Below are 25894 nucleotides of genomic sequence, written 5' to 3'. Positions count from 1 at the left end.
AGCTGGGCTTTTTGCATTCAGCGTGCACGGAAGCTGTCGCGGTATTGGGTGGGCGTGACGCCGAAGCGCTGGGAGAAGACCACGCGCATGCGCGCTGCGCTGCCGAACCCGCAGCGGTAGGCGATGCTTTTCAACGCCAGTTCGCTGCCTTCCAGCAAGTTGCGCGCGGCGTCGATGCGCGCGCGCTGCACGAACTCGGCTGGCGTAATCTTCATTTCCTTCACGAACAGGCGCGCGAAGTTGCGGACGCTCATCTCCGCTGCTGCGGCCAGGCGTTCAACCGTGAGTGTCTCCGCCAGATGCGCGACGACATAGCTCTGGATCGCGGTGGCCAGCGTGTCCGGCTTGAGCGCGGCCTGCAGGTAAGGGCTGAATTGGGATTGCCCGCCCTGTCGCTGCGCCACCACCAGCAGGCGCTTGGCGACGGACAGCGCGACCTCAGGCCCATGGTCTTCCGCCACCAGCGCCAGGGCCAGGTCGATGCCGGCGGTGACGCCGGCCGATGTCACCAGGCCGCCGTCGCGCACATGAATGCGGTCGTGTTCAACCCGCGCAAGGGGAAACTCTTCGGCCAGCTGTGCGGCGTCGCTCCAGTGCGTGGTTGCGTGTTTGCCGTCGAGTAGTCCCGCGCGGCCCAGCAAGAATGCGCCGGTGCAAATCGAGCCGTAGCGCGGGGCAGTCTGCGCCACCCTTTGCAGCCAGCCGGACAAGGCCGGATCGCGCTTGCCGCTCGCCAGATCGGGGCCGCCGGCAACGAGCACGATGTCGTAGCCGTATCCGGCATTGTCCAGGCTGAAATCCGCCCCCAGCGGCTGTCCGTTCGAGGCGCGGATGGGGTAGGGCGCAGTGCCCACGGTCACCAAATGGTAGCCTTGTCCGGCAGCCACGTAGCGGTTCGTTTCTGCGAACACATCCATTGGCCCGGAAACGTCCAGCGATTGCACACCAGGAAAAATGAGCAGCGCGACGGTTTTCATGCCCGGCGGCCCAGCGGCGCCGGGACGGCAGCGGGGGCAGGCGGGAAGTAGCTGCCTTTGCTCGCCAGGCGGATGGAGCGGGCTGCCACGTACAGCACCAGCAGCAGACTGGCGGCGAACACCAGGCCCGCCACAGCTGCCAGTAGACGGCTGGGACTGCGTTCGGCCATCAGCATCAGGCCCTGGGCCAGCGTGGCAAGGCCGAAAGTGTAGGCCCAGTAGCCCGGGGCGAAGTCCTGTCTGGCCAGCCAGGGCGATGCGAAGGCCAGTCCGCAGAAGACAAACAAGGCGTAACCAGCCAGTGCGCAGGTCATGGCCGGGCTGGCGCCGGCGCCGGCCAGGACCTGATAGGCGACCAGGGCGACCACGGGCGGCGCGCTGTAGATGCCCATGAAGTTGCGGGTTTTCTCGGCCAGGCCGCCGGTCATCAGCTGATGCGTGACGGCGGAATCCAGGATGAGCCAGGAGATTGCGCCTATGCCGAACAGCATCCAGCCGTAGCTGGCATAGCCGAAAGCGCCCGCCGCCAAGGCGTTGACCAGGACGCTGGCGGTGTATGGCAGATACAGCGGCGGAACCACTTGGGCGGATTCGCGCTGGCTGCTCCAGTGCGCCGCGAGCCGTACTGCGCCAAAGAGCAGATTGGCAGCCGAGCCGATCCAGAATATCGCAGCGGCGCCGGCGGCGGCGTAGGGCTGCATCGCCAGCGCAATCAGGATGACGGCCTCGGGTATCAGCGCCAGGAACGCGGACTGTACCGGGTCTTTGGCTTCGGCCATGGCGGCGCCGGGATGGGCGATCCATTTATTGATGTACATGGCAATGAAAACGAGAAAGGAGATCACGGCCAATCCCTGCAATACCTCGCCGGCGAGCGCTGGCAGAGACCAGAGACCGTGGGCGAAGCGCCAGGCGTTGCCGGTTTCAGCCAGGCCCAGGGTAAGGGCAAAGAAGGATGCGGGCAGGAGTTTGGTTCTCATGGCGTGGAGGAATCTGGTGGGTAGCTAATGAAAACAGTCTAGCTGCTTCATGCCCTGGCATGAAGCGCTCGAATGGATCGGATCCTGCCAATGTGGCGCCGAATTGCGCCGCCGTGTATCGCCATGTGTCGGCAGCGGCGGCGGATACATGGCGAGCCGCGCCGCCCGTTTGCGCGACACAAGGCGGATACACGGCGGCGGTCTAATGTGGCATGGCATCGAATTCGATCCAGTCAACCGCAAAAGGACAGTCAAATGAAAACCATACCAACCATGATGGCCGCGGCCGTGATCGCCGGCAGCGCGCTGCTGGCGCAGTCGGCGCAGGCGCAAATGCAGGGCCTGAAACGCAGCGACATCCTGAAAAGCGATCTGAGCGTTCCCGGCCGCGAAGTGCTGCAGGTGCGCGTGGACTTCGCCGAGGGCGCGCGCTCGCCGCGCCATTCGCATCCGGGCGAGGAGATCGCGTTCGTGCTGGAAGGCACGCTGGAATACGAGATCGAAGGCCGTCCGAACGTCACGCTGAAGGTCGGCGACGCGGTCTTCATTCCGGCCGGCGCCATGCACGTGGCCACCAATGTCGGCAAGGGCAACGCCGGCGAGCTGGCCACCTATCTGGTGGCGAAAAACCAGCCGCTGGTGACGATAGACAAATAAGCGACGCCGCTGGCCGGCGCTGGCCGGCCATTCTTGACTTCCTGTAAGAAAAATGTCATTTTCACATGATAAGAATGACAGTTTCTTCCAGGGATAAACATGGGCCGTATCGCCGCTGAATTCGCCAAGCCTGCCAGCTGGCAGGACTTCGACCGCCTGAGCCGCAGCCTGATGTCGGCCGTGCACGGGGTGCAGTTTGAACGCTGGGGGCCGCCGGACCACCGCCAGCACGGCGCCGACGCCTGGGCCAAACTGCCGAACGGCAAGGTGCTGCTGCTGCAGTGCAAAGGCCGCAGCCGCAGCTTCGGCAAGTCGCTCAGCATAGCCAATCTGGACGCGGCGGTGCGCGAGATCGACAGCTATCCGCACGCGGTCGAAGAACTGATCATCCTGACCACCACGCAAGACAACGTTGCCCTGCAGGACCGCGCCGAGGAACTCAGCGAGCAGCGCGCGGCGGCCGGGCTGTCGCGCGTGTCGCTGTATGGCTGGCACAGCATCGCCAGCCTGATGGCCAAGCACGAGGCGGCGCTGCAGGATTATTTCCGTCCTCGGCGCCGCTTCTGGCTGAACCTGCGCTGGGCCGGCCTGCTGTTTGCGCTGCTGCTGACCGGCGCCTTCCTGCTGCTGCGCCTCAGGTGATCAGGCCTTAGCTCAGCCTGATGACCTGCGGCTTGCTGGTGCTGCTGCCGCACACCACGAAGGCCTGCAAGCTGGGCACCCAGCGGAACTTCGACCAGTAGCCGTTCGCCGCCGTCTGTATCGTCGCCTGGCCATTGCTGTCGGCGGGCCAGTGCTGGAGCGCAACCTTGCTCCACGTCCAAGGATTGCTGGCCGGATTGGTGGCGGGCGGACTGAGCTTGACCACGCTGGGCGGCAGCTCGGACTGGTCCAGTCCGACGATGCAGCCCAGCTCTTCCACCCATTGCAGGCCCATGATGTCCATGCGGTGGAAATTGGGCACCGTGCTGCCGTCGTAGCCGAAAGTGAGCGACGGCACGCTGCCGCTGGCGCTGGTGCGCGTGACCGCGCCGGTGGCCAGGTTGCGCACATACAGGGAGCGGTAGTTCAGGCTGGCGTAGTCGCCGCTGGAGTAGCCGCCGTCGATGGCGACCAGCAGCTGCAGCGAGGGGCACAGCACCATGGTACCGTTGTTCAGGTTGCCGCCCAGCGCGGGATATTGCGTGATCGCGCCGGCCTTGTCGACAAACAGCGTATAGCTGACCGGGCCGTTGACCGCCACCCACCAGCCTTTCCGCTGCTCGTCCATTACGGTGATCGGGTAATTGCCGCCTTGCGCCGTGGGCAAGAACCATATCCCGCCTGGGTCGGCGGTTTGCGCCTGCCGCGTGGCCAGGTTGGTGTAGCCCAGGCTGGGGCGCGACACGTCCAGCAATTTGATGCGGTTGGCAAAGGAGGAGCCGGCCCAGAAGAAGGACACCAGCGTGCCTTGCGCGCCACCGCCCCAGGCGGCTGGCATTTCCTGCAGTCCCAGGTAGCTGTGCGGGCAGTACGGCGTGCCGTCCGGCGCATAGCCTGCCACGAAAGAATCGGCGCGGTTGCTCCGCAGCGGGACGTTGGCGGTGCGCCAGCTCAAGCTGGAAAAATCGCAAATCAGGGAGAACTGGTAATTCGGGGAAGCGCTGGACGATTCATGGCCTGCCGAGTAAAACACCTGCGCGCCCAGCGCACTATAGTCGCGCAGCACGGCGCTGCCGCCCCATAGCACGAAGGGGTTGTTCATCAGGTAATTGTCGCGCTCATAGATGGACGGCACCACGTCGTTAGGCGTGTTGCGCATGGGGATGTCCGCGAAATAGCCGGCTGGCGGCACCCAGGCCGGACGCGCTGCCTGTACTGCCGCTTTCACAGTGATGGTGAATGTATTGGACGAAGCTTGTGACATGGTGATTCCTTAACTTGCGCGCGGCGCAACGCTCCAGACGGGCAGGCTGTTCCAGCCGGAGACGATTTGATTCCAGTTGCTGGCGCCGGTCATGCGGGCATAGGCGGCCTGCGCCCCCGGCACGCCGTGCTGTACCGCATAGGCGATGGCGGGCTGCAGATTGCCCCAATAGCTGGTGGGGTCCGGAAAGTACGCCCCGCGCAAGGGGCCGCCCAGGCCTGGGTTGCGGCTGCCGGTCGTGGCGGCGTACACGTCGCCCCAGCTGGCATACCAGGGGCCAGTGCCACCAAAGAAGTCGGCAGCGTTGGCCGGTGCCACCGCCACCGTGTAGACGGCGGCGTCGCAGTACAAATATTCACCGTCGCCGGTGCCGCCCAGGCGGCCGATGATGCTACGGGCCTTCCATGCGAACAGGGCGTTCAGGCGCGTGAGCGAGTCGCTGGGCAGGGCCGGCGCCAGGTCGATCGCATAGCCCAGGGCTGCGGTGAAAAAATCCTGCTGCCAGGCCGCTTCCATGTATATGCCGCTGCCGTCGGCATAATTGCTGTAGGGCGACACCCATCCCTGGGTGTTGTTCGCCTTGGCGACATAGGTGCTGTGGTACCAGTCCACATTGGCGGCCAGCGACGCTGCCAGATCGGTGCGCAGCAGGGTGTCCGCGTCCGGTGTGGCCGACAGTGCCTGGGCCAGCGTGCGCAGCGACCAGGCCGCGCCGCGCACCGTGTTGGCGCCGGCGGCGGACTGGAACACGCCGCCTGCATACATGCGGATATTGTCGGAGTTTTTCAGATAGTGCAGGGTGGCGGCAAACTGCACCTGTTCCATGAAGTAGTAGCGGCCGGTGAGCAGATAGGCCGTGTAGCCCACGGACGGGTGGTGCGGCGAATCCCATACCGCCGGCGTGGTGCCGCCGGCCAGCGGCGTGTAGCTGCCCTTGCTGGAGCTGCCGATGCCGGAGACGCCGCTGTTACCGCCCAGCACCAGGTTGGGGTGGCTGGAGAAACGCAAGGGACGATTGCTGCTTTCATCGCGATAGTGGATGGGGTAGCGGCCTGCGCTGTAGGCATTCACCAGCACGCCGGGCAGCGCGCGCGCGTCGCTGCCGGCCAAATAGAGCACGTCCCACTCGGGCAGCAGGCCGATGGCGGGATGGTAGCCGGTCTGGCCCATGGCGTCGGAATAATTGCTCTGCTGCAAAGGAGTATAGCTGCCGGCCAGGGTGTTCCAGACGGCGGCACTGGACGGCACCAGCGCACGGTAGTTGGGTACCACGCGGGTGGCCTGCAGATAGGTTTTGTCGTGGCTGGGCGCCATGCGCGGGTCGCTGCCCAGCCAGTAGCTGAACGTCGTGCCCTGCAGCAGCACGGTGCGGCAGTGGTGGGGCAGGTCGATGGCGGCGCTGAAGCGCTGGACGCCGCCCAGCGTGAAGCTGTAGGTGGCGCTCTTGCTGGTGGGGCCGGCCACGTTCAGGTAGCCGTTTTCCACCCAGGGCAGCACTTCCACCGCGCCGCCCGCGTACAGCCGCACTTCCAGCCACGCCACCAGGTGGGCGTCGCTGCCGATAGGCTTGCGGTAAATCCAGGAACTCATTTCCGGCCCGGCCACCCAGGCCGAGAACGGCGCGTCCCAGTCGGCGCCGGACCAGCTGGCCGCGCCATAGCTGCCGGCGCTGACGGCGGCCGTGATATTGGTGGCGCGCAGCGCGGCCGTGCCGAGCGCGGCGGCGGTGCTGGCGGCGCCGGCGGCGGTCAGCGTGTAGGTCTTGGCGGTGTTGGCCGCCAGCGTGGCGCGTCCGGACAGGATGGCGAACTTGAGCGAGCCGTCCGGCCAGGTGTTCTTCGGCGTCACCTGCAGGCCGGGCAGGCTGCTGCCGACGAATTTGCCGGCCGGCACCTGGCCCTGGCGGAAGGCCTGGCCCAGCGTGAACGGCAGGCTGGCGCCGCCGGCGGCCGAGCTCAGCGTGAAAGACGCGAAGCCGGCCGCGGGCGCCTGCACCTGGATGGTGAAGGGATTGGAGGAGGACTGGGCCATGGCGCTGTTCCTTAGATGTCGTTGGCGGTCAGCACATGGCCATCATTGCTGCTGGCTGCGCCGATGCCGTCGTAGACGAAGGACAGTGTCCTGGCGTTGTAAGTGACGCCCGGCGGCAGCGCGACGCTGTTCAGGGCGATGGCCAGCGGTCCGCCGCTGGCGCTCTTGACGTATTTGGAAATCGAGATCGTGCTGGCCACGCCCTGGGTAAACGTCAGCGTGGGGATCAGGCTCCACACCGGCGGAGCGCTGGCCGGCGCCAGGGCGGACGGGGCGCTGCTGCCGCCCGAGGCTGTCTTGACGGGCGGCGTGGCCGGCTCGGGGGCGGGCGCCGGTCCGGCCAGGCTGGTGCCGGCGGCCGCGCTGTCGGCGCTGCCGCCGCCGCAGGCCTGCAGCGCAAGCGTGGCGGCGCTGGCCGACATCAGCTTGATGAACTGGCGGCGCTGCGGTGATTGCTGGCTGTCGGCGGGGAGGATTTCGTTGCCAGCGCAGACCGCTGCTGGGACGGACGTGCGGGAATGTCTCATTGCCAAGTGTCTTCTTAAAAAAAAAGGAAGATGCCGTTAATTGCTGCGCGGCATACTGAATAGTGTCGCACAGAACTACGGCACGTTTCAGCAGGAAATGAGATTTATTTTGTTCGCTTCTGTAACAAATAGCAGAACAATATTTAACGTTTCAAATAGGCAAGCTCGCTTCGCCGCGCGGGTCGCGGGCCAGCAATTTGGCCACCATGGCCTGCGGCTGGTCGCCGTCGAACAGCACGCCGGCCACCGCGTTGGTGATCGGCATGTCCACGCCCAGGCGGGCCGCCAGGTCGCGCACGGCCTTGGCGCAGGGCACGCCCTCGGCCACATGGCCCAGCTCATTGACGATGGTGTCCAGCGCCTTGCCCTGCGCCAGGCCCAGGCCCACGCGCCGGTTGCGCGACAGGTCGCCGGTGCAGGTGAGGATCAGGTCGCCCATGCCGGTCAGGCCCATGAAGGTTTCCACCTGCCCGCCCAGCGCCGTGCCCAGGCGGGTGATCTCGGCCAGGCCGCGCGTAATCAGCGCGGCGCGCGCGTTCAGGCCCAGTCCCAGGCCGTCCGCCACGCCGGTGGCGATGGCCAGCACGTTCTTGACCGCGCCGCCCACTTCCACTCCCACCAGGTCGGCGCTGCTATAGACCCGCACGTTGCCGCCGTGCATGGCCGCCACCACGCGGTCGCGCAGTTCGGCCGAGCTGGACGCAATGGTCAGCGCGCACGGCAAGCCGCGCGCCACTTCCTGCGCGAAGGAGGGGCCGGACAGGGCGCCGCCGGGCACGCTGTCGCCCAGCACTTCGCGCATGATCTGGTGCGGCAGCAGGCCGGTGCCGTATTCGAAGCCCTTGCACAGCCATACCAGGTTGGGCAGGGCGCGGCCCTTGAGCTGCTCCAGCAGCGGGCGCAGGCCGGCCACCGGACAGGCCGCGATCAGCAGGTCGCGGCCGTGGGCCAGCGCGGCGCCGAAATCGGCGCCGATTGTTAAACCGGGGGGGAAGGGGTGGCCGGGCAGGTAATGCAGATTGTCGCGCGCGGCGGCCATCTCATGCATGGCGGCACTGTTGCGCCCCCACAACAAAACATCGTGGCGGGCGGCCAGCGCCATGGCCACGGCCGTGCCCCAGGCGCCTGCGCCGAGCACGCTGATCCGGCGCGCGCCGGCGGCATGTTGATGGTGAGCCATGAGTCTTCCTTAAATGCCCCAGATTTCGCTGCTTTTCACGTAGCCGGACTGGCCGTCGCGGTGGCGCACCTTGATCCAGCCGCCGGCGGCCGGTTCGGCCAGCTCCAGCAGCACGCCCTTGTCGGCGATAAACACGGCGGCGGCGCTGTCGTCGGCGCTGGCGCGCACCTTGGTGTTGGCGGCGCGCACCACCAGGGTGCGCTTGGCGCTCAGGCCCTTGGACTCGGTCCAGGCCAGGTCGCCGCTGGCGTCGCGCACCTTGACCCAGTCGCCATAGCTGAGCACCACTTCCAGCGGCATGCCGCGCGGCGCCACGAACAGCTTGCCGCCCTTGGTGGACGGCGCGTCGTACAGGATGGCCGGGGCCGCGCCGACCGATTTGAAGTCCAGCGCCTGCCCGGCCGTGGCGGCCAGCAGCAGGGCTGCGCCTGCGATCCATCGGGACAGTGTCATACCGGGCCTCTGCTCAGAATTCGGGGGAGAAAAAACGCAAAGGCCGATGCCGGCCTTTGGGAAGGCGGCGCGCCGCGCGCACCGCCGATACTGCATCTTAAAGCGGATGCAATTAGTGCGCCGCACCTTCGGCTGGTGCTGCGGCAGCGGCTTGCTGCTCAGCCAGCGCTTGCAGGCGCTGCTGGTAGAACACTTCGAAGTTGATCTCGGCCAGGTGCACTGGCGGGAAGCCGGCGCGGGTGATCATGTCGGCGATGTTGGCGCGCAGGTATGGGTACACAATGTTCGGGCAACCGATGCCCAGCAGCGGGTCCAGCTGGTCGGCTGGAATGTTGCGCGCTTCGAAGATACCGGCTTGCTTGCCTTCAACCAGGAAAGCCACTTTGTCTTTGATCTTGGCGGTCACGGTGATGGTGACGGTCGATTCGAAGATGCCTTCAGCCAGCGGCTCGGCAGCCACGTCCAGCGCGACTTCGATCGCAGGCGCTTCCTGTTCCAGGAAAATGGCTGGGGAGTTCGGCTGTTCCAGCGACATGTCTTTCAGGTAGACGCGTTGGATTTGGAAGACTGGTTGCAGATTTTCGTCAGACATGGTGCGCTTTCATATATTGGAAAAGAGCGGCGTAAGCGCCGGCAGTTAGCTTATCGGCGCGCGCACCCTGAGGATGCCCGCGCAAATGCGCAGCAATTGTAGCAAAACCAATTTGAGGGCGGTCAGCCTTTTAACAAGGGGTCCAGGCCGCCGGCTTGATCGAGCGCATACAAATCGTCGAAACCGCCCACATGGGTGTCGCCGATGTAAATTTGCGGCACGGTGCGGCGGCCGGTTTTCTGCATCATCAGCACGCGCTGCTCGGGGTCGAGGTCGACGCGGATCTTGTTGATGCCGGTCACGCCTTTGGCTTCCAGCAGGCGCTCGGCGCGCACGCAATAGGGGCACACGGCGGTGCTGTACAGGGTTACAGGGGCTGTCATGTTGCTATCCTTGGTTATTTGGCCAGCGGCAGGCCGGCGGTTTGCCAGGCGGACTGGCCGCCTTCCAGCACCACCACGTTCTCAAAACCGGCGCTGGCCAGCAGCTTGGCCGCGCCAAAGGCGCGCGCGCCCTTCTGGCACACCACCACCACGGTGCGGTTCTTGAACTTGTCCAGTTCCGCCACGCGCTGCTTGAGCTCGCCCGCCGGGATATGCTTGGCGTCGGGCAGGTGCCCCTCGGCGTATTCCTTGGCCTCGCGCACATCCAAGATGGTGGTCTTGGCGCGGTTTATCAACTGCACCGCTTCCGCCGGCGACACTTTTTTGCCGCGCTGGGTCAGTACCGGCCACAGCAGTGCGCCGCCCGACAGAGCGACGATGCCAATAAGAAAAATTTGATCTAAAAGGAATTTCACGGTGTTCCAATGGTTTAAGGTTATGCGCGCATTATAAAATAGAAGCTGAACCGAGGCTGAAACGCTGCCTCCCGCAGATTTTTTCACACTTTATAGATCGTTCTTATGTACAAAATTGTCTTCATGCGCCATGGCGAATCCACCTGGAACCTGGAAAACCGCTTCACCGGCTGGACCGATGTCGACCTGACCGAGAAAGGCGTGGCCGAAGCCAAGGCCGCCGGCCAGGTGCTGAAACAGGAAGGCTACACCTTCGACCTGGCGTACACCTCGGTGCTCAAGCGCGCCATCCGCACGCTGTGGCTGTCGCTGGACGAAATGGACATGATGTACTTGCCAATCAAGCATGACTGGCGCCTGAACGAGCGCCACTACGGCGCCCTGCAGGGCCTGGACAAGGGCGAAACCGCCGCCAAGTACGGCGACGAGCAGGTGCTGGTATGGCGCCGCAGCTACGACACCCCGCCGCCGCCGCTGGCCGCCGACGACGACCGCACCTCCTTCAACGACCCGCGCTACGCCGGCCTGCCGCAAGCCAGCATCCCGCTGACCGAATGCCTGAAGGACACCGTGGCGCGCGTGATGCCGGCCTGGGACGAGGAAATCGCCCCGGCCATCCGCGCCGGCAAGAAAATCATCATCTCGGCGCACGGCAACAGCCTGCGCGCGCTGATCAAGATGCTCGACGGCATCAGCGACAGCGACATCGTCGGCCTCAACATCCCCAACGGCCAGCCGCTGGTGTACGAGCTGGACGCCGACCTGAAGCCGATCCGCCACTACTACCTGGGCGACCCGGCCGCCATTGCCGCCGCCCAGGCTGCGGTTGCCAACCAGGGCAAGGCCAAGTAAACCGCTGATGCCGCTGTTCCACCTTACCCGCCGCGCGGGCGCGCTGGCGTTGGCCTTGCTGTTGCTGGGCGCCGCCCACGGCGTCCAGGCCGCCCCGGCCAAGCCCACCGAGCGCAGCAAGCAAAAGCTGCAGGCCGAAGCCGAGCGCGCCGGCCTGCAGCAAAAGCTCAATGCGCTGCGGCGCGACATCGGCCAGACCGAGAGCGCCCGCGAGGACGCGGCCGACACCCTGGCCGAGTCCGAAGAGGCGATTTCGAACGCCAACCGCAGCCTGCGCGAGCTTGCCGAGGAGCAATCCGAAACCAACGTCCGGCTGCAAACGCTGGGCGCGGAGCGCGCGCGCCTGCAGGGCACGGTGGAGCAGCAGAAGCAGCAGCTGGCCAAGCTGCTGCGCGAGCAATACGTGGCGGGCAATGAGGACCGCATCAAACTGCTGCTGTCCGGCGACAACCCGAACCGCATCAACCGCGACCTGCAGCTGATGGCCTATGTGTCGCAGGCGCAGGCGCGGCTGCTGGAATCGCTGCGCGCCAATCTGCGCGCGGTGGAGGCGAACCAGGCCGACGCGCAGAACGCGCGCGACGAGCTGGAGGAGATCGCGCAGGAGGAACGCCAGCAGAAGGACTTGCTGGTCAAGGAAAAAGCCAAGCGCGCCAGCGTGCTGGCCAGCCTGTCGCAGCGCCTGGTGGCGCAGCGCAAGGAGGCCGGCAAGGTGGCGCAGGACGAACAGCGCATGGCCGGCCTGGTGGACAAGCTGGGCAAGCTGATCGAGGAACAAGCCAAGGCGGCCGCCGCCGAGCAGGCGCGGCTCGAGCGAGTGGCCGCCGCCAAGGCCGCCAAGGCCAAGGCCGACGCCGAAGCGCGGGCGCTGGCGCAGGCCAAGGCGCGCGAGCAGGCCAAGGCGCGCGCCGACGCGCTGGCCAAGGCCAGGGCCGAGCAGGCCGAGCGCGAACGCATCGCCAAGGCCGAAGGCAAGCCGAAACCGGCGCCGCTGCCGCTGCCGCCGGCGGCCGTGACGCCGCCGCAGACCGCGCAGGCCACGCCCGCCAACGAGGGCGGCAAGCTGGAACCGATCGAAGTGGACGAATCGAAAGTGGCGGCGGTGAGGGACGAGCCGCCGGCCCGCAAAGCCGACATCGCCCTGGCCCCCGCCATGCCGGACGGCGCGTTTGCCGCGCTCAAGGGCCAGCTGCGGGCGCCGGTGGCGGGCAAGGTGGCGGCGCGCTTCGGCAGCAAGCGCGGCGACGGCCCCAGCTGGAAAGGCATGTTCATCCGCGCCGCCGAGGGCGCCGACGTGCACACGGTGGCCAGCGGCCGCGTGGTGCACGCGAGCTGGCTGCGCGGGTTCGGCAATCTCATCATTGTCGACCACGGCGGGCAGTACTGGAGCTTGTACGCCAACAACCAGTCCCTGCTGCGCCGCGTGGGCGACGTGGTCAAGGCCGGCGAGGTCATTGCGGCAGCCGGAAACACCGGCGGCAACGAGGAATCGGGTTTATACTTTGAACTCAGGCACAAGGGCAAGGAATTCGATCCGGCCAGCTGGGTCAAATTCTGACAGTCCAACACAGCGGAAGAAACATGGGTAACAAGTTCAAGAATTTCGGCCTGATCGGCCTGGGCATGGTGGCCGGCGTGGCCGCCTCCCTGCAGTTTTCCGCTGTGGCACAGAAGGCGCCGGGCAGTCCGCTGCCGCTGGAGGAGCTGCGCCAGCTGTCCGACGTGTTCGGCCTCATCAAGTCCGACTACGTGGAGAACGTGGACGAGAAAAAGCTCGTCACCGAAGCCATATCCGGCATGGTGGCCTCGCTCGACCCGCACTCGGTCTATCTGGACAAGAAGGCCTTCAAGGAGATGCGCGAGACCATGCAGGGCAAGTTTGTCGGCATCGGCATCGAAGTGGGCATCGAGGACGGCTACGTCAAAGTGGTGTCGCCGATCGAGGATTCGCCCGCCTTCAAGGCCGGCATCAAGGCCGGCGACCTGATCACCCGGCTCGACAGCACGCCGATACGCGGCCTGTCGCTGGACGACGCGATCAAGAAAATGCGCGGCGAGCCGCACTCCAAGATCGTGCTCACGCTGTCGCGCAAGGGCGAGGACAAGCCCATCATCGTGCCCATCGTGCGCGAGGAAATCCGCGTGCAGAGCGTGAAAGCGAAGATGGTGGAGCCGGGCTACGCCTGGCTGCGCGTGTCGCAGTTCCAGGAGCCCACCGTGGACGACATGGCGCGCAAGCTGGGCAATCTGTACGCGCAAAACCCCGGCATCAAGGGCCTGGTGCTGGACCTGCGCAACGATCCGGGCGGCGTGGTGCCGGGCGCCATCGGCGTGTCGGCCGCCTTCCTGCCCAAGGACGCGGTGGTGGTGTCCACCAACGGCCAGCTGGCCGACTCCAAGCAGACTTTCTACGCCCGCCCCGAATACTATTCCGGCCGCGCCAACAGCGACCCGCTGGCCAAGCTGCCGGCCGCGCTGAAGAACGTGCCCATGGTGGTGCTGGTCAATTCCGGCTCCGCCTCGGCCTCCGAGATCGTGGCCGGCGCGCTGCAGGACTACAAGCGCGCCGTGGTGATGGGCACGCAGACCTTCGGCAAGGGTTCGGTGCAGACGCTGCGCCAGCTCACCGCCGACACCGCCGTCAAACTGACCACGGCGCGCTACTACACGCCGCACGGCCGCTCCATCCAGGCGCGCGGCATCGTGCCGGACATGCTGGTCGACGAAACCGCCGAAGGCGACGGCCTGAACAGCCTGCGCCTGCGCGAGGCCGACCTGGTCAAGCACCTGAACAACAAGGACGACGCCGAGCTGCCCACGCCGCCGGTGCACGACGAGCTGGAAGAGGAGCAGCGCATCCTGGCGCTGTCCAAGAACCGCAAGCCGGTGGAATTCGGCAGCAAGGACGACTTCCAGCTGGCGCAGGCGCTGAACCATTTCAAAGGCCTGCCGGTGCAGCTGTCGAAAACCGAAAAAGCGCGCGACCTGGAAGCCGAGGCCAAGCCGGCCAAGGCGGACAAGCCCGAAGCCCCCGTGAAACAGGACGCGCCGGCCAAGCCGCTGAAGAAATAAGGCGATGGACGACAGCCAGCTGCTGCGCTATTCGCGCCATATCCTGCTTGATGAAATCGGCATCGAAGGCCAGCAGCGGCTGCTAGCCGCGCGCGCGCTGGTGATAGGCGCGGGCGGCCTGGGCTCCCCGGCCGCCATGTACCTGGCCTCGGCCGGCGTGGGCCAGCTCACCATCATCGACCACGACACGGTGGACCTGACCAATCTGCAGCGCCAGATCGCCCACACCACGGCGCGCGTGGGCCAGCCCAAGGCCGAGTCGGCGCGCGCCACGCTGGCCGCCATCAATCCCACGATAGCCATCGAAGCCCTGGTCGAGCGCGCGGACGACGCCCGCCTGGCCGAGCTGGTGGCCGGCGCCGACGTGGTGCTGGACTGCACCGACAACTTCGCCACCCGCCACGCCGTCAACCGCGCCTGCGTGGCGCACGGCGTGCCGCTGGTGTCCGGCGCGGTGATACGCTTCGACGGCCAGATCAGCGTGTTCGATCCGCGCGGCGCTGCGCTGCCCTGCTATTCCTGCCTGTTCCCGCAAGACCAGCCCTTCGAGGACGTGGCCTGCTCCACCATGGGCGTGTTCGCGCCGCTGGTGGGCGTGGTCGGCGCCATGCAGGCGGCCGAGGCGCTCAAGCTGCTGATGGGCGTGGGCGAGCCGCTGTCGGGCCGGCTGCTGCTGCTGGACGGCCTGCGCATGGAATGGACCAGCATCCAGATCGGCCGCAACGCGGCCTGCCCGGTATGCGCCGCAAGGCCGCCCGCCGCGGCGCCTGATTAAGCCTTATACTTCCGCACTCTCACCTGAAAAGTGTCCTGTCTATGCAAAACGTAACACTCCCCGCCAAACGCCGCGCGCGCGGTTTCACCCTGATCGAGATCATGGTGGTTGTGGTGATCATGGGCGTGCTGGCGGCGCTGGTTGTGCCCAAGCTGCTGAGCCGCACCGGCGAATCGAAAGTCGCCGCCGCCAAGGTCGACATCGCCACCGTGATGCAGGCGCTGAAACTGTACAAGCTGGATAACCAGCGCTACCCGACCACGGAACAGGGCCTGCAGGCGCTGCTGACCAAGCCCACCACCGGCCCGGCCGCGAATGGCTGGAAAGCCGGCGGCTACCTGGAAAAGATGCCGAAAGACCCGTGGGGCAATGCCTACCAGTTCCTGTCGCCCGGCGTGCGCGGCGAGATCGACGTGTTCTCGCTGGGCGCCGACGGCCAGCCCGGCGGCACCGGCGACGATGCCGACATCGGCTCCTGGGACAACTAAGCTTCCGCCATGGCGGCCGCCGCGCGCTTTACCCAACCGCAGCGCGGCTTTACGCTGATCGAGCTGCTGGTGGTGCTGGTCATTGCCGGCATCACGCTGGGGCTGGTGTCGCTCAACGCGGCGCCCAGCCGGCGCCAGGGCATGCAGCAGGAAGCGCAGCGCGTGGCCCTGCTGCTGCAGCTGGCGCGCGATGAAGCCATCGTGCGCAACCGCCTGGTGGCCTTCGAAGCGGGGCCGGAGAGCTACCGCTTCCTGGTGCGTAACGAGCAGCGCGTGTGGGAGCCGGTCACCAAAGACGGGCAGGACGACCTGCTGCGCGAGCGCCAGTTCAAGAATAGCCCCGTGACCATGCTGCTCGATCCCGCCTCCACGGTGCCGGGCGACACGCTGCGCATCGTCTTCGGCCGCGAGCCGGTGGACAAGCCCTTTGTGCTGACCATGGCCAGCGGCGACGTCAGCGTTGCCATCCGCGCCGACGGCATCGGCCATTTCACGGTGGACTGAGATGACATTGCCGCAACCCCCATCCCGCGCACGCGGCTTCACCTTGCTGGAAGTGCTGGTGGCCCTGGTCATCGTCGGCACCGCGCTGGGTGCGTCCATGCGTGCGGTCGGCAGCCTGACCCAGAACAGCGACGGCCTGCGCGCCGCCATGATGGCCACCTGGTCGGCCGAGAACCGCCTGGTGCAGCTCAGCCTGAACAAGCAATTTCCCAACATCGGCAAGACCACCTTCGAATGCCCGCAGGGCGAGCTGAAACTGCTGTGCCAGGAAGAGGTGATCGCCAGCCCCAATCCGCGCCTGCGGCGGGTGGAGGTCAGCGTGTTCGACGAGCGCCAGCCGGAACGCCTCATCATCAAGCTGGTGCAGCTGAAGCTGCTGGAATGACGATGGCCTTCGCATACGCAACGCGCCGAGCGCGCGGCTTTACGCTGATCGAACTGCTGGTGGCGGTGGCGGTGCTGGCCATCGTCGCCGTGCTGGGCTGGCGCGGCCTGGACGGCATCGTCCGTTCGCGCCAGGCGCTCACCGAGCAGATGGAACAGACGCGCGGCATCCAGCTGGCCTTGGCCCAGCTGCAAAGCGACATGGAGCACCGCGCGCTGCGCAAGCAGCTGCGCTCGCGCGAAAACCTGGCGGCGGATAACGACCGCATGATCTTTGTGCGCACCGTGCTGGCCGAGAGCGAGCCTTCGCGCCTGCAAGTGGTGACCTACCGCATCCGCGACGGCGTGCTCACGCGCCGCGAGTCGCGCGCCGTGCGCGACCTGCTGCAGCTAGACGCGCTGTGGGCCGCCGCCATCAGCGACAGCGACGCCACGCCCGGCGTGGTGCTGCAGAACGGCGTGGAAAGCATGGCCGTGCGCGGCTGGCGCGACGGCGGCTGGCAGGCGGTGGCGGGCGTGCAGGCCAGCCAGGGACAGAATGGACAGGGCGCGCAGGCCAACGCCGCCGTGCAGGACCTGGACGGCCTGGAACTGTCGCTGCAGCTGCAGGGCCAGGCCGGCCCGCTGGTCAAAGCCTTCCTGATGGGGGAGAAGTGATGGCGCCGCGCCTGCACCGCCAGCGCGGCGTGGCCGTCATCACGGCGCTGCTGCTGACCACGCTGGCCGTCACCATCGTGGCCAGCCTGTTCTGGCAGCAGCAGGTGCAGGTGCGCTCCATGGAGAACCAGCGCCTGCATTTGCAAACCAAGTGGATACTGCGCGGCGGCCTTGACTGGGCGCGCCTGATCCTGCAGCAGGACCGCATCGACAATCCGAACATGACCACCGAAACCGGGGCCTGGGCCACGCCGCTGGCCGAAACGCGGCTGGACGACTATGTGGAACGCGAGCGCGTGGCGAATGAAAAATTCGACGCCACCCTGTCCGGCCGGGTCACCGACGCCCAGGCGCGTTACAATCTCGCCAACCTTGTTTTGAACGGCGCGCCGGACCCGGTGCAGACGCAGGTGTTCCAGCGCCTGCTGCAGCAGCTGCAGCTGAACCCCGGCCTGGCGCAAGCGGTGGCGGAGGAAGTGGCGCTCAGCCAGCCCGCTGCGCCCAACCCAAGCGGAGGCGGCCAGACGCCATCCGTCAGCAGCCGCGAACCGCTGGAGCTGATACGGCCGGAGGATTTGCTGGCGGTGGCGGGCTTTACGCCGCAGGCGGTGGAAAAGCTGCGCGAGTTCGTGATCGTGCTGCCGGGCCGCAGCAAAGTGAATGTGAACACGGCGCCGCCCGAAGTGCTGGCGGCGCTGGTGAGTAATTTTACGGTGTCGGAAGCGGCCACGCTGGTGCAGTTCCGGCTGCGCACGCCCTTCACCGGCGTGGCCGCCTTCAGCAGCTACCTGGCGCAAAGCGGCAGGTCGCTGCCGGCCGGCCTGGAGGTGGACGTCAGGAGCGACTACTTCCTGGTGCTCACCCATGTGAAGCTGGACCGGGCGGCGCTGGACGCGCAGTCGCTGATATTCCGCGGCGGGAGAGCACCCACGCTGCAATGGATGCGGGAAATTTAAGCAGCTCGAATTAAGTAGCACCAACGAAAGCGAGATTCTTCTTTGACGACTTTATACATCCGCTATCCAGCCAGGGCGGCCGCCGACGCCGGCGCGGGCGCTGCGCCGGCCTGCCATTTCGCCATGGTGGGCGACGGCGGCAATGTGATGCAGCAGGGCGCCTCCGCGCTCGGCAACCTGGCCGACCTGGTGGCCACCGCGCGCCGCGTGGTGCTGCTGCTGGCCGCCGCCGACGTCACGCTGCTGCATGTGCCGGTGCCGCCGCTGTCGAGCGCGCGCCTGAAGGCCGCGCTGCCGGCGCTGGTGGAAGACCAGGTGCTGGGCGACCCGGCCGACTGCGTGCTGGCGCTCGCGCCGCTGACCTCCACCCAGGACGGCAGCACCCGCACCGTGGCCGTGGTGCAGCGCAGCTGGCTGGAAGTGCTGGTGAAAACGCTGGTGGCGCAAGGCGCGCAATCGATCTCCGCGCTGCCCGCGCAACTGTGCTTGCCGCTGGCGCCGGGCGGCGCCTCGGCCGCGCTCGCGCAGACCGACAGCGGCCTGGAACTGACGTTGCGCAAAGGCCCGCAGGACGGCCTGGGCCTGACCGTGGGCCCGCAGCCGGAAGCGGCGCTGCACATGCTGCGCGCGCTGGCCGGCGATGCGCCGCTGACGGTGTACCTGCCGGCCGCGCTGCTGCCGCAGTTCCAGCCGCTGGCCGAAGCCGCCAGCCACGTTGCGCTGGAAAGCGACCATTGGGCGCACTGGGTGTCCGCCGCCAAGAGCGCCAAGGGCGTGGTGGCGCCGGACCTGGCCGCCAGCCTGGGCGCCACCGGCGCGCAGTCGCGCGCCTGGCAGCGCTGGCGCTGGCCGCTGCGCCTGGCGCTGCTGGCCGTGGCGGTCAACCTGGCCGGGCTCAATATCGAATGGCTGCGCATGAAGGGCGAGGCCAGGGAGATGCGCGAGTCCATGGTGCAGATCTTCCGCGCCGCCTATCCGAAGGAAACCGTGATACTCGATCCGGCCGCGCAGATGCGCAAGAACATCGCCGCCGCCAAGGCCGGCAGCGGCGACGTGGGCGCCGACGAGTTCACCGCCATCAGTGCCGCCTTCGGCGAAGCGCTGGCCGCCAGCGGCAAACGCGACGTGGTGGCCTCGATGGAATACCGCGAACGCAGCCTGCTCATCAAACTCAAACCCAACAGCGCCGACGCGGCCACCTTGCAGCAGCTGCAGGGCGCCTTGTCCGCGCGCGGCCTGGCGCTGGCGGAAACGGCGCCTGGCGTGTGGCAGATAAGAAGTGGCAGCAACAGTGGCAACAGCAGCGGAGGCAAGGCATGAGCGCGGCAATGACGAAGATCCAGCAGCTGCGCGACAGCGCGTCCGCCTTCTGGAATGAACGCAGCGAGCAGGAACGCCGCATGCTGGCCGTAGGCGGCGCCGTGGTCGGGCTGGCGCTGGCGTACAGCGTGCTGGTGGCGCCCGCGCTGGAAGGGCGCGACGCGCTGCGCAAGGCGCTGCCCCAGCTGCGCCAGGACGTGGCCGAGCTGAAGGCGCTGGCGCGCACCGCCGCCGAGCTGGCGGCCAAGCCGCCGGTGCAGGCGCCGCCAATGTCGCGCGACGCGCTGACCGCCAGCCTGAACGCGGCCGGCCTCAAGCCGCAATCGCTCAATCTCACCGGCGAATACGCCAAGCTGGAACTGAAGGGCGTGGCCTTTGCCGCGCTGGTCACCTGGCTGGACGCGCAGCGCCGCGACAGCGCCGTGATGGTGCAGGAAGCCGTCGTCAGCGGCCAGGCCGCGCCCGGCATGGTGGACGCCGCCATTACGCTGCGCCAGGCCGGCGGAGGCCGATGAAGCGCGCCGTGCTATGGTTGCTGGCTGCGCTGCTGGGCGTGCTGCTGTCGGTGCTGTCCTTCTTCCCGGCCGCCTGGGTGGCGGACGCGCTGGAAAGCCGCAGCGGCGGCCGTTTGACGCTGGGCGACGCGCAGGGTACGCTGTGGCGCGGTTCCGCCTTCATCGGCGGCGCGGCCAGCAGCAATGGCGCGGTGACGCCGCTGCTGCCGGGACGCTTTGCGTGGAAGCTGTCGCCGCTGTCGCTGCTGGGCATGGTGGACATGGAATTGTCGAACGAGCAGGCGCTGGCGCAGCCGGTCAGCTTCAAGGGCAGCTGGAAGCAGTGGCAATTGAGCCCGTCCGCCTTGCTGCTGCCGGCCGACGGCCTGGCGGGCCTGGGCGCGCCGCTCAACACGCTGGCGCCCAGCGGCCGCCTGCGGCTGTCGTGGACCACGCTGGAGCTGGCGCTGGCCGGCCAGCGCATGGACGTGAACGGCCGCACCACGCTGGAGATGGCCGACATGTCCTCGCGGCTGTCGCCGCTGAAGCCGCTGGGCAGCTACCAGCTGGCGCTGGACTGGCGCGGCCAGCAGGCGCAGCTGGCACTGAGTTCCCTGAAAGGCCCGCTGCTGTTGAGCGGGAAAGGCAGCCTGAATAACGGCCGCCTGCAGTTCTCCGGACAGGCCGAGGCGGCCGACGGTTACGAGCAGTCGCTGGGCAATCTTTTGAATTTGCTGGGCCAGCGCCGTCCCAACCAGGGCGGCAAGAACATCATCGCGTTAGAGTTCAGATAATAGTACAGACAATGAAAAAACAGTCCCGGTTCGCCAACCAGTCCAAACTTCCCACGCTGCGCCAGCTGAGCGCCGCCGCCATGCTGTGCTGCGCCGCGCTCACCGCGCAGGCGCCCGCGTGGGCCGCGCCCGGCGACGACGCCGCGCTCAACTTCGTCGGCGCCGACATCGAATCGGTCATCAAGGCGGTAGGCCACTACACCAACATCACCTTCCTGATCGATCCGCGCGTCAAAGGCACGCTGACCCTGGTGTCCGAAGGCCCGATGAGCAAGACCCAGGCCTTCTCGCTGCTGACCTCCGCGCTGCGCCTGCAGGGCTTCGCCATCGTCAGCGGCGACGGCTACGCCAAGGTGGTGCCGGAAGCGGAAGCCAAGCTGCAGGCCACGCCGACCCAGATCGGCTCGGCCTCCGCGCTGAAGGGCGACCAGATCGCCACCCAGGTCTTCCACCTGAACTACGAATCCTCGGCCAACCTGGTGACGGTGCTGCGCCCCCTGATCACGCCGAACAACACCATCAACGCCAACCCGGGCAACAACACCCTGGTCATCACCGACTACGCGGATAACCTGAAGCGGCTGGGCAAACTGATCGCCGCGCTGGACGCGCCCACCGCCGCCGACATGGACGTGATCCCGGTGCGCTACGCCATCGCCAGCGACCTGGCCACCATGCTGGGCAAGCTGCTGGAGCCGGGCGCCGGCGGCGGCGCCGACGCCGGCCGCGTCAGCGTGCTGGCCGATCCGCGCACCAACTCGCTGGTGCTGCGCGCCCCGTCCGCGGCGCGCGCCAACCTGGCCAAGTCGCTGATCGCCAAGCTGGACCAGCCCACCACGCAGCTGGGCAATGTGCACGTGGTCTACCTGAAGAACGCCGAAGCGACCAAACTGGCGCAGACGCTGCGCGCCGTCATGTCCGGCGACAGCGGCGCCGCCGGCCAGACCGGCGGCACCTCCGGCTTCAACAGCCAGCAGGGCGGCAGCACCGGCGGCATGCAGGGCCAGAGCGGCAGCGGCATGACCGGCAGCGGCAGCAGCACCGGCTCCACCAATCCGCTGCTCAACGCCAGCGGCAGCAACACCCAGCAGGCCACCGGCGGGGCCGGCTTCATCCAGGCCGACGCCACCACCAACACGCTGATCATCACCGCGCCCGAATCGGTGTACCGCAACCTGCGCGCCGTGATCGACCAGCTGGACGTGCGCCGCGCCCAGGTCTACATCGAATCGCTGATCGTCGAAGTGAGCGCCGACAAGGCCTCCGAGTTCGGCGTGCAGTGGCTGGGCCTGAGCGGCAACGACAACTCCACCTACCGCGTGGGCGGCGGCACCTCGTTTGCCAACGGCACGGCCGACAACCTGCTCACGCTCGCCGCCGGCGGCGGCAAGGCGCTGCCCGGCGCCGGCATGACCATCGGCATCTTCAAGCAGCTGGCAAACGGCAAGCTGGGCCTGGGCGCCGTGGCGCACACGCTGGAATCGGACGGCGACACCAACATCCTGTCCACGCCCAATGTGTTCACGCTGGACAACGAGCTGGCCACCATCCGCGTCGGCCAGAACGTGCCCATCCTGACCGGCCAGTTCACCACCACCTCCGGCACCAGCACCAACCCCTTCCAGACCATAGACCGCAAGGACGTGGGCCTGACGCTGAAAGTGCGCCCGCAGATCTCCGAAGGCGGCACCATCAAGCTGGCCATCTACAACGAGAGCTCCAGCATCGACACCACGGTCACCTCGGCCAGCGGCATCGTGCTCAAGACGCGCACCATAGAAACCAACATCATCGCCGACGACGGCCAGATCGTGGTGCTGGGCGGCCTGATCTCCGACGACGCCGGCGACAACGTGGAGAAAGTGCGCGGCCTGGGCGACATCCCCATCCTGGGCAACCTGTTCAAATACCAGAAGCGCGGCCGCAAGAAGACCAACCTGATGGTGTTCCTGCGCCCGGTGGTGATACGCAACAAGGAGCAGAGCACCAGCCTGGCCACCGACCGCTACGACTATATGCGCGCCACCCAGCAGGACGTCAAGCCTGACGATACGCCGCTGCTGAAAAACCTCGGCCAGCCCATGCTGCCGGCGCTGCAGGACGGCCAGCCTATGCAGGGCAGCGGCCAGCTGGCGCGTCCGGCCCTGCCGCCCGCGCCGGCCACCACCCCAGCTGAAGGCAAGCAGCCAGAATGAGCAACCTGCTGCCCTACGCCTTCGCGCGCGACTATTCGGTGCTGGCCCAGCCGGGCCAGGAAGCCGAGCACTCGGTGGACGTGTACGTGTCCACCGCCACCGCGCCGGCCGCCATTGCCGAAGTGTCGCGCCGCTTCGGCCGCATCAACATCAAATCGCTGGGCCGCGCCGACCTGGAGGAAGCCATCGCCAAGGCCTACGCCGGCGCCGGCGGCGACGCCTCGCAAGTGGCCGACGAATTCGACGCCGACCTGGACCTGACCAAGCTGCTGCAGGACGTGCCGGCCATCGAAGACCTGCTCGAATCGAGCGACGACGCGCCGGTGATACGCATGATCAACGCGCTGCTCACGCAGGCGCTGCGCGAAGGCGCGTCCGACATCCACATCGAACCCTTCGAGCAGACCTCGGTGGTGCGCTTCCGCGTGGACGGCACGCTGCGCGACGTGGTCAAGCCGCGCAAAGCCATCCACGGCTCGCTGATCTCGCGCATCAAGATCATGGCGCAGCTCGACATCGCCGAAAAACGCCTGCCGCAGGACGGCCGCATCACCCTGCGCGTGGGCGGCAAACCGGTGGACGTGCGCGTCTCCACGCTGCCCACCGGCCACGGCGAACGCGCTGTGCTGCGCCTGCTGGACAAGGAAGCCGGGCGCCTCGACCTGCAGCATCTGGGCATGAGCGCCGCCATGCTGCCGCAGTTCGACAGCCTGATCGCGCAGCCGCACGGCATCGTGCTGGTGACCGGCCCCACCGGCTCGGGCAAGACCACCACCTTGTACGCCGCGCTGTCGCGGGTGAACTCCACCACCACCAACATCCTCACGGTGGAAGACCCGATCGAATACGACCTGCAAGGCGTGGGCCAGACCCAGGTCAACCCGCGCATCGACATGACCTTCGCCAAGGCCCTGCGCGCCATCCTGCGCCAGGACCCGGACGTGATCATGATAGGCGAGATCCGCGACCTGGAAACCGCGCAGATCGCGGTGCAGGCCTCGCTCACCGGCCACTTGGTGCTGGCCACGCTGCACACCAACGACGCCTCGGCGGCGGTGACGCGGCTGCTGGACATGGGCATCGAGCCCTTCCTGCTGTCGTCCTCGCTGCTCGGCGTGCTGGCGCAGCGCCTGGTGCGCAAGCTGTGCCCCTCGTGCAAAACCTACGACGGCGCGCAATGGCACGCGGTGGGCTGCGAACACTGCGGCCACACCGGCTACCAGGGCCGGGTCGGCATCTACGAGCTGCTGCAGACCACCGAGCAAATCCGCGCCCAGATCCACAACCGCGCCTCGGAAGCCGAAGTGCGCGCGGCCGCGCAGGCCGGCGGCATGCTGACCATGCGCGAAGACGGCGAACGCTGGCTGCGCGACGGCACCACCACGCAGGCCGAACTGCTGCGCGTGGCGAAGGACTAGCCTAGATGCCAGCATTCCGCTACGAAGCCGTCGATGCCGGCGGCGCCACCAGGAAGGGCGTGGTCAACGCCGACAGCCCGCGCTCGGCGCGCTCCGACCTGCGCGCGCAAGGACTCACGCCGCTCAAGGTGGAAGCCATCTCGGCCCAGGTCGACGCCAGCGGCAAGGCCACGCGGCGCGGCTTCGGCGAGCGCCTGTCCACCACCGAACTGGCGCTGTTCACGCGCCAGCTGGCCAGTTTGCTCGAAGCCGGCCTGCCGCTCGAGCAGGCCTTCTCGGCGCTGCTGGAGCAGGCCGAGCGGCCCTATGTGCGCGACCTGATCGCCTCCATCCGCTCCGAAGTGATAGGCGGCGCGGCGCTGTCCGAAGTGCTGTCGCGCCACCCGCGCGACTTCGCCGAGATCTACCGCGCGCTGGTGGCCTCGGGCGAGCAGATCGGCCAGCTCTCGCGCGTGCTGACGCGACTGGCCGACTACATCGAACGGCGCAACGCGCTGGTGCAGAAGGTCAAGCTGGCGTTCACCTACCCGGCCATCGTGACGGTGGTGGCGTTCTCCATCGTGATCTTCCTGCTCACCTATGTGGTGCCGCAGATCGTCTCCGTGTTCGCCAACACCAAGCAGAAGCTGCCGGTGCTGACGGTGGTGATGCTGGCCGTGTCCGACTTCGTGCGCAACTACGGGCTGATCGTGCTGGTGCTGCTGATCGGCGCCTGGGTATCGTGGCGGCGCGCGCTGCAAAACATCGCGCTCAAGACGCGCTGGCACACCTGGCTGCTGACGGCGCCGCTGTACGGCAAATTCGAGCGCAGCCTGAACACCTCGCGCTTCGCCAGCACGCTGGCCATCACCACCGGCTCCGGCGTGCCGATACTGCGCGCCCTCGAGACCAGCCGCGACACGCTGACCAACGTCGCCATGCAGCAGCTGGTGGAAGAAGCGAGCGACGCGGTGCGCGAAGGCGTGAGCCTGGCGCGCGCGCTGTCGGCGCAGAAGCACTTCCCGCCCATGCTGATCCACATGATACGGGCCGGCGAAATCACGGGCGAGCTGCCGGCCATGCTGAACCGCGCCGCCAGCGCGCAGGAAGCGGACCTGGAGCGGCGCACGCTGACCATCGCCGGCCTGCTGGAGCCGGCGCTGATCCTCGCCATGGGGCTGGTGGTGCTGCTGATTGTCCTGGCGGTGCTGATGCCGATTATTGAAATTAACCAGCTGGTGCACTGAAGATGAATCGACTGCCTGTAATAGCAAGTTTTGTGGCCGTGGTGGCCCTGTCCGCGTCGTGCGCCTACTGGGGCATGCTGCTGTTCAAGCCCGAACAGCGCGCGCTGGCCGCCGTGCCCATGCAGGCCGCGCCGGAAGCGCCGGTGGCGGCCGCGCGCAACCTGTTCGGCGGCGACATCGCCGTTGCCGCAGCCAGCAGCTACCAGCTGCGCGGCGTGGTGGCGGCCGCCAACGGGCGCGGCAGCGTCGCCATCATCGCGACCGACGGCCAGCCTGCGAAGGCCTATCCGGTGGGCGCCGAAGTGGCGGGCAATGTCAAGGTACAGGAAGTGCAGGCCTTGTACGTGGTGCTATCGGAAGGCGGCATCCAGAAGCGGCTCGACCTGCCGCCGCCGGAGAGCGCCCCGTCGTCGTCCGCCATGGCAGCCCCGCTGCCTATGCCCCCGGTGCAGCAGCAACTGCAGCCAGCGCCCCCGCCGCCGCCCCAGCCCGCCCCGCAAATGCCGGCCCCGGTCAACCCCACCCGCTAAGCCCCGGCCCGATAAGCAGGCTGAGCCGCATTCGGGGTCTGACCCCGAACGGGGCTCAGCTCGCTGGGTTAGCCAGGCCGCTTCATCTGGCACGAGGTCGGCTGGCCGGCCACGTAGGCGTCGATCT

28 protein-coding genes are annotated in these 25894 nt (G+C 67.4%); 18 read left to right on the top strand and 10 right to left on the bottom strand.

What is annotated here, in order from left to right; genetic code table 11:
* Window positions 1-17: 17 nt before the first annotated feature.
* Window positions 18-977 (bottom strand): GlxA family transcriptional regulator, encoded by a 960-nt coding sequence (locus tag AC07S4_RS16995; protein ID WP_494987783.1) that lies wholly within the window; start codon window positions 975-977, stop codon window positions 18-20.
* Window positions 974-1957 carry an SLAC1 family transporter gene (locus AC07S4_RS16990; protein ID WP_494987782.1) on the bottom strand — a complete coding sequence of 328 codons (984 nt, stop codon included), beginning with the start codon at window positions 1955-1957 and terminating at the stop codon, window positions 974-976. The genes AC07S4_RS16995 and AC07S4_RS16990 overlap by 4 nt, the downstream gene beginning before the upstream one ends.
* Before the next feature lie 255 nt (window positions 1958-2212).
* On the opposite strand from AC07S4_RS16990, the gene AC07S4_RS16985 reads away from it, so the two are divergent.
* Together AC07S4_RS16985 and AC07S4_RS16980 are read left to right on the top strand one after the other, a co-directional pair.
* A complete protein-coding gene (locus tag AC07S4_RS16985) occupies window positions 2213-2614 on the top strand; it encodes a cupin domain-containing protein (RefSeq protein WP_494987781.1) in 402 nt (133 codons plus the stop codon).
* A 99-nt stretch (window positions 2615-2713) separates the two neighbouring features.
* Entirely contained in the window at window positions 2714-3256 is a 543-nt protein-coding gene (locus tag AC07S4_RS16980; RefSeq protein WP_494987780.1) for a hypothetical protein, read from the top strand.
* A 7-nt stretch (window positions 3257-3263) separates the two neighbouring features.
* On the opposite strand, the gene AC07S4_RS16975 is transcribed toward AC07S4_RS16980, so the two are convergent.
* The 8 genes from AC07S4_RS16975 to AC07S4_RS16940 form a co-directional block, all read right to left on the bottom strand.
* Entirely contained in the window at window positions 3264-4520 is a 1257-nt protein-coding gene (locus tag AC07S4_RS16975; protein WP_494987779.1) for a hypothetical protein, read from the bottom strand.
* 9 nt (window positions 4521-4529) lie between these two features.
* Entirely contained in the window at window positions 4530-6551 is a 2022-nt protein-coding gene (locus AC07S4_RS16970) for a hypothetical protein (protein ID WP_494987778.1), read from the bottom strand.
* Window positions 6552-6562: 11 nt separating this feature from the next.
* Complete coding sequence (locus tag AC07S4_RS16965; protein ID WP_494987777.1) at window positions 6563-7078, bottom strand: hypothetical protein; 516 nt, start codon at window positions 7076-7078, stop codon at window positions 6563-6565.
* 151 nt (window positions 7079-7229) lie between these two features.
* The gene (locus tag AC07S4_RS16960) at window positions 7230-8258 is read right to left on the bottom strand and encodes an NAD(P)H-dependent glycerol-3-phosphate dehydrogenase (RefSeq protein WP_494987776.1); all 1029 of its coding nucleotides are present in this window, start codon (window positions 8256-8258) and stop codon (window positions 7230-7232) included.
* Window positions 8259-8267: 9 nt separating this feature from the next.
* Window positions 8268-8711 (bottom strand): SH3 domain-containing protein, encoded by a 444-nt coding sequence (locus AC07S4_RS16955; protein ID WP_161074573.1) that lies wholly within the window; start codon window positions 8709-8711, stop codon window positions 8268-8270.
* 112 nt (window positions 8712-8823) lie between these two features.
* Window positions 8824-9303, bottom strand: a complete 480-nt coding sequence (secB, locus tag AC07S4_RS16950) for a protein-export chaperone SecB (protein WP_494987775.1) — start codon at window positions 9301-9303, stop codon at window positions 8824-8826.
* A gap of 122 nt (window positions 9304-9425) precedes the next feature.
* Entirely contained in the window at window positions 9426-9686 is a 261-nt protein-coding gene (grxC, locus tag AC07S4_RS16945) for a glutaredoxin 3 (RefSeq protein ID WP_056401242.1), read from the bottom strand.
* Between the two features lie 14 nt (window positions 9687-9700).
* Window positions 9701-10102 (bottom strand): rhodanese-like domain-containing protein, encoded by a 402-nt coding sequence (locus AC07S4_RS16940; protein WP_494987774.1) that lies wholly within the window; start codon window positions 10100-10102, stop codon window positions 9701-9703.
* Window positions 10103-10207: 105 nt separating this feature from the next.
* On the opposite strand from AC07S4_RS16940, the gene gpmA reads away from it, so the two are divergent.
* The 16 genes from gpmA to AC07S4_RS16860 are packed head-to-tail and all read left to right on the top strand — an operon-like array spanning window position 10208 to window position 25767.
* Window positions 10208-10954 (top strand): 2,3-diphosphoglycerate-dependent phosphoglycerate mutase, encoded by a 747-nt coding sequence (gene gpmA / locus AC07S4_RS16935; RefSeq protein WP_494987773.1) that lies wholly within the window; start codon window positions 10208-10210, stop codon window positions 10952-10954.
* A gap of 7 nt (window positions 10955-10961) precedes the next feature.
* Entirely contained in the window at window positions 10962-12512 is a 1551-nt protein-coding gene (locus AC07S4_RS16930) for a murein hydrolase activator EnvC family protein (RefSeq protein WP_494987772.1), read from the top strand.
* A gap of 23 nt (window positions 12513-12535) precedes the next feature.
* Window positions 12536-14026 carry a S41 family peptidase gene (locus tag AC07S4_RS16925; RefSeq protein WP_494987771.1) on the top strand — a complete coding sequence of 497 codons (1491 nt, stop codon included), beginning with the start codon at window positions 12536-12538 and terminating at the stop codon, window positions 14024-14026.
* Between the two features lie 4 nt (window positions 14027-14030).
* Window positions 14031-14801 (top strand): HesA/MoeB/ThiF family protein, encoded by a 771-nt coding sequence (locus AC07S4_RS16920; protein ID WP_494987770.1) that lies wholly within the window; start codon window positions 14031-14033, stop codon window positions 14799-14801.
* Between the two features lie 41 nt (window positions 14802-14842).
* On the top strand, window positions 14843-15289 hold the full coding sequence (gspG, locus tag AC07S4_RS16915) for a type II secretion system major pseudopilin GspG (RefSeq protein WP_161074565.1): 447 nt from the start codon (window positions 14843-14845) through the stop codon (window positions 15287-15289).
* Between the two features lie 9 nt (window positions 15290-15298).
* Entirely contained in the window at window positions 15299-15793 is a 495-nt protein-coding gene (gene gspH / locus AC07S4_RS16910; protein WP_494987769.1) for a type II secretion system minor pseudopilin GspH, read from the top strand.
* Between the two features lies 1 nt (window position 15794).
* Window positions 15795-16178, top strand: coding sequence for a type II secretion system minor pseudopilin GspI (gene gspI, locus AC07S4_RS16905; RefSeq protein WP_494987768.1), 384 nt, complete (start codon window positions 15795-15797; stop codon window positions 16176-16178).
* 2 nt (window positions 16179-16180) lie between these two features.
* The gene (locus AC07S4_RS16900; protein ID WP_494987767.1) at window positions 16181-16834 is read left to right on the top strand and encodes a PulJ/GspJ family protein; all 654 of its coding nucleotides are present in this window, start codon (window positions 16181-16183) and stop codon (window positions 16832-16834) included.
* Complete coding sequence (gene gspK, locus AC07S4_RS16895; protein WP_494987766.1) at window positions 16834-17790, top strand: type II secretion system minor pseudopilin GspK; 957 nt, start codon at window positions 16834-16836, stop codon at window positions 17788-17790. The genes AC07S4_RS16900 and gspK overlap by 1 nt, the downstream gene beginning before the upstream one ends.
* Before the next feature lie 42 nt (window positions 17791-17832).
* Window positions 17833-19110: a type II secretion system protein GspL gene (gene gspL / locus AC07S4_RS16890; RefSeq protein ID WP_494987765.1), complete on the top strand. Its 1278-nt coding sequence runs from the start codon at window positions 17833-17835 to the stop codon at window positions 19108-19110.
* A gap of 8 nt (window positions 19111-19118) precedes the next feature.
* Entirely contained in the window at window positions 19119-19625 is a 507-nt protein-coding gene (locus AC07S4_RS16885; RefSeq protein WP_494987764.1) for a type II secretion system protein M, read from the top strand.
* A complete protein-coding gene (gene gspN / locus AC07S4_RS16880; protein ID WP_494987763.1) occupies window positions 19622-20398 on the top strand; it encodes a type II secretion system protein N in 777 nt (258 codons plus the stop codon). Before AC07S4_RS16885 ends, gspN begins: the two co-directional genes overlap by 4 nt.
* An 11-nt stretch (window positions 20399-20409) precedes the next feature.
* Window positions 20410-22593 (top strand): type II secretion system secretin GspD, encoded by a 2184-nt coding sequence (gene gspD, locus AC07S4_RS16875; RefSeq protein ID WP_494987762.1) that lies wholly within the window; start codon window positions 20410-20412, stop codon window positions 22591-22593.
* Window positions 22590-24011: a type II secretion system ATPase GspE gene (gene gspE, locus AC07S4_RS16870; protein ID WP_494987761.1), complete on the top strand. Its 1422-nt coding sequence runs from the start codon at window positions 22590-22592 to the stop codon at window positions 24009-24011. Before gspD ends, gspE begins: the two co-directional genes overlap by 4 nt.
* A 5-nt stretch (window positions 24012-24016) precedes the next feature.
* Complete coding sequence (gspF, locus tag AC07S4_RS16865; RefSeq protein WP_494987760.1) at window positions 24017-25237, top strand: type II secretion system inner membrane protein GspF; 1221 nt, start codon at window positions 24017-24019, stop codon at window positions 25235-25237.
* Between the two features lie 2 nt (window positions 25238-25239).
* Window positions 25240-25767, top strand: a complete 528-nt coding sequence (locus AC07S4_RS16860) for a type II secretion system protein N (RefSeq protein WP_494987759.1) — start codon at window positions 25240-25242, stop codon at window positions 25765-25767.
* Window positions 25768-25894: the final 127 nt, after the last annotated feature.

It is taken from the genome of Pseudoduganella sp. GW821-FHT05F09 (genome assembly GCF_059419605.1).
The sequence above is the reverse complement of the archived record's forward strand: the minus strand, read 5'-3'. Positions and strand labels throughout refer to the sequence as shown.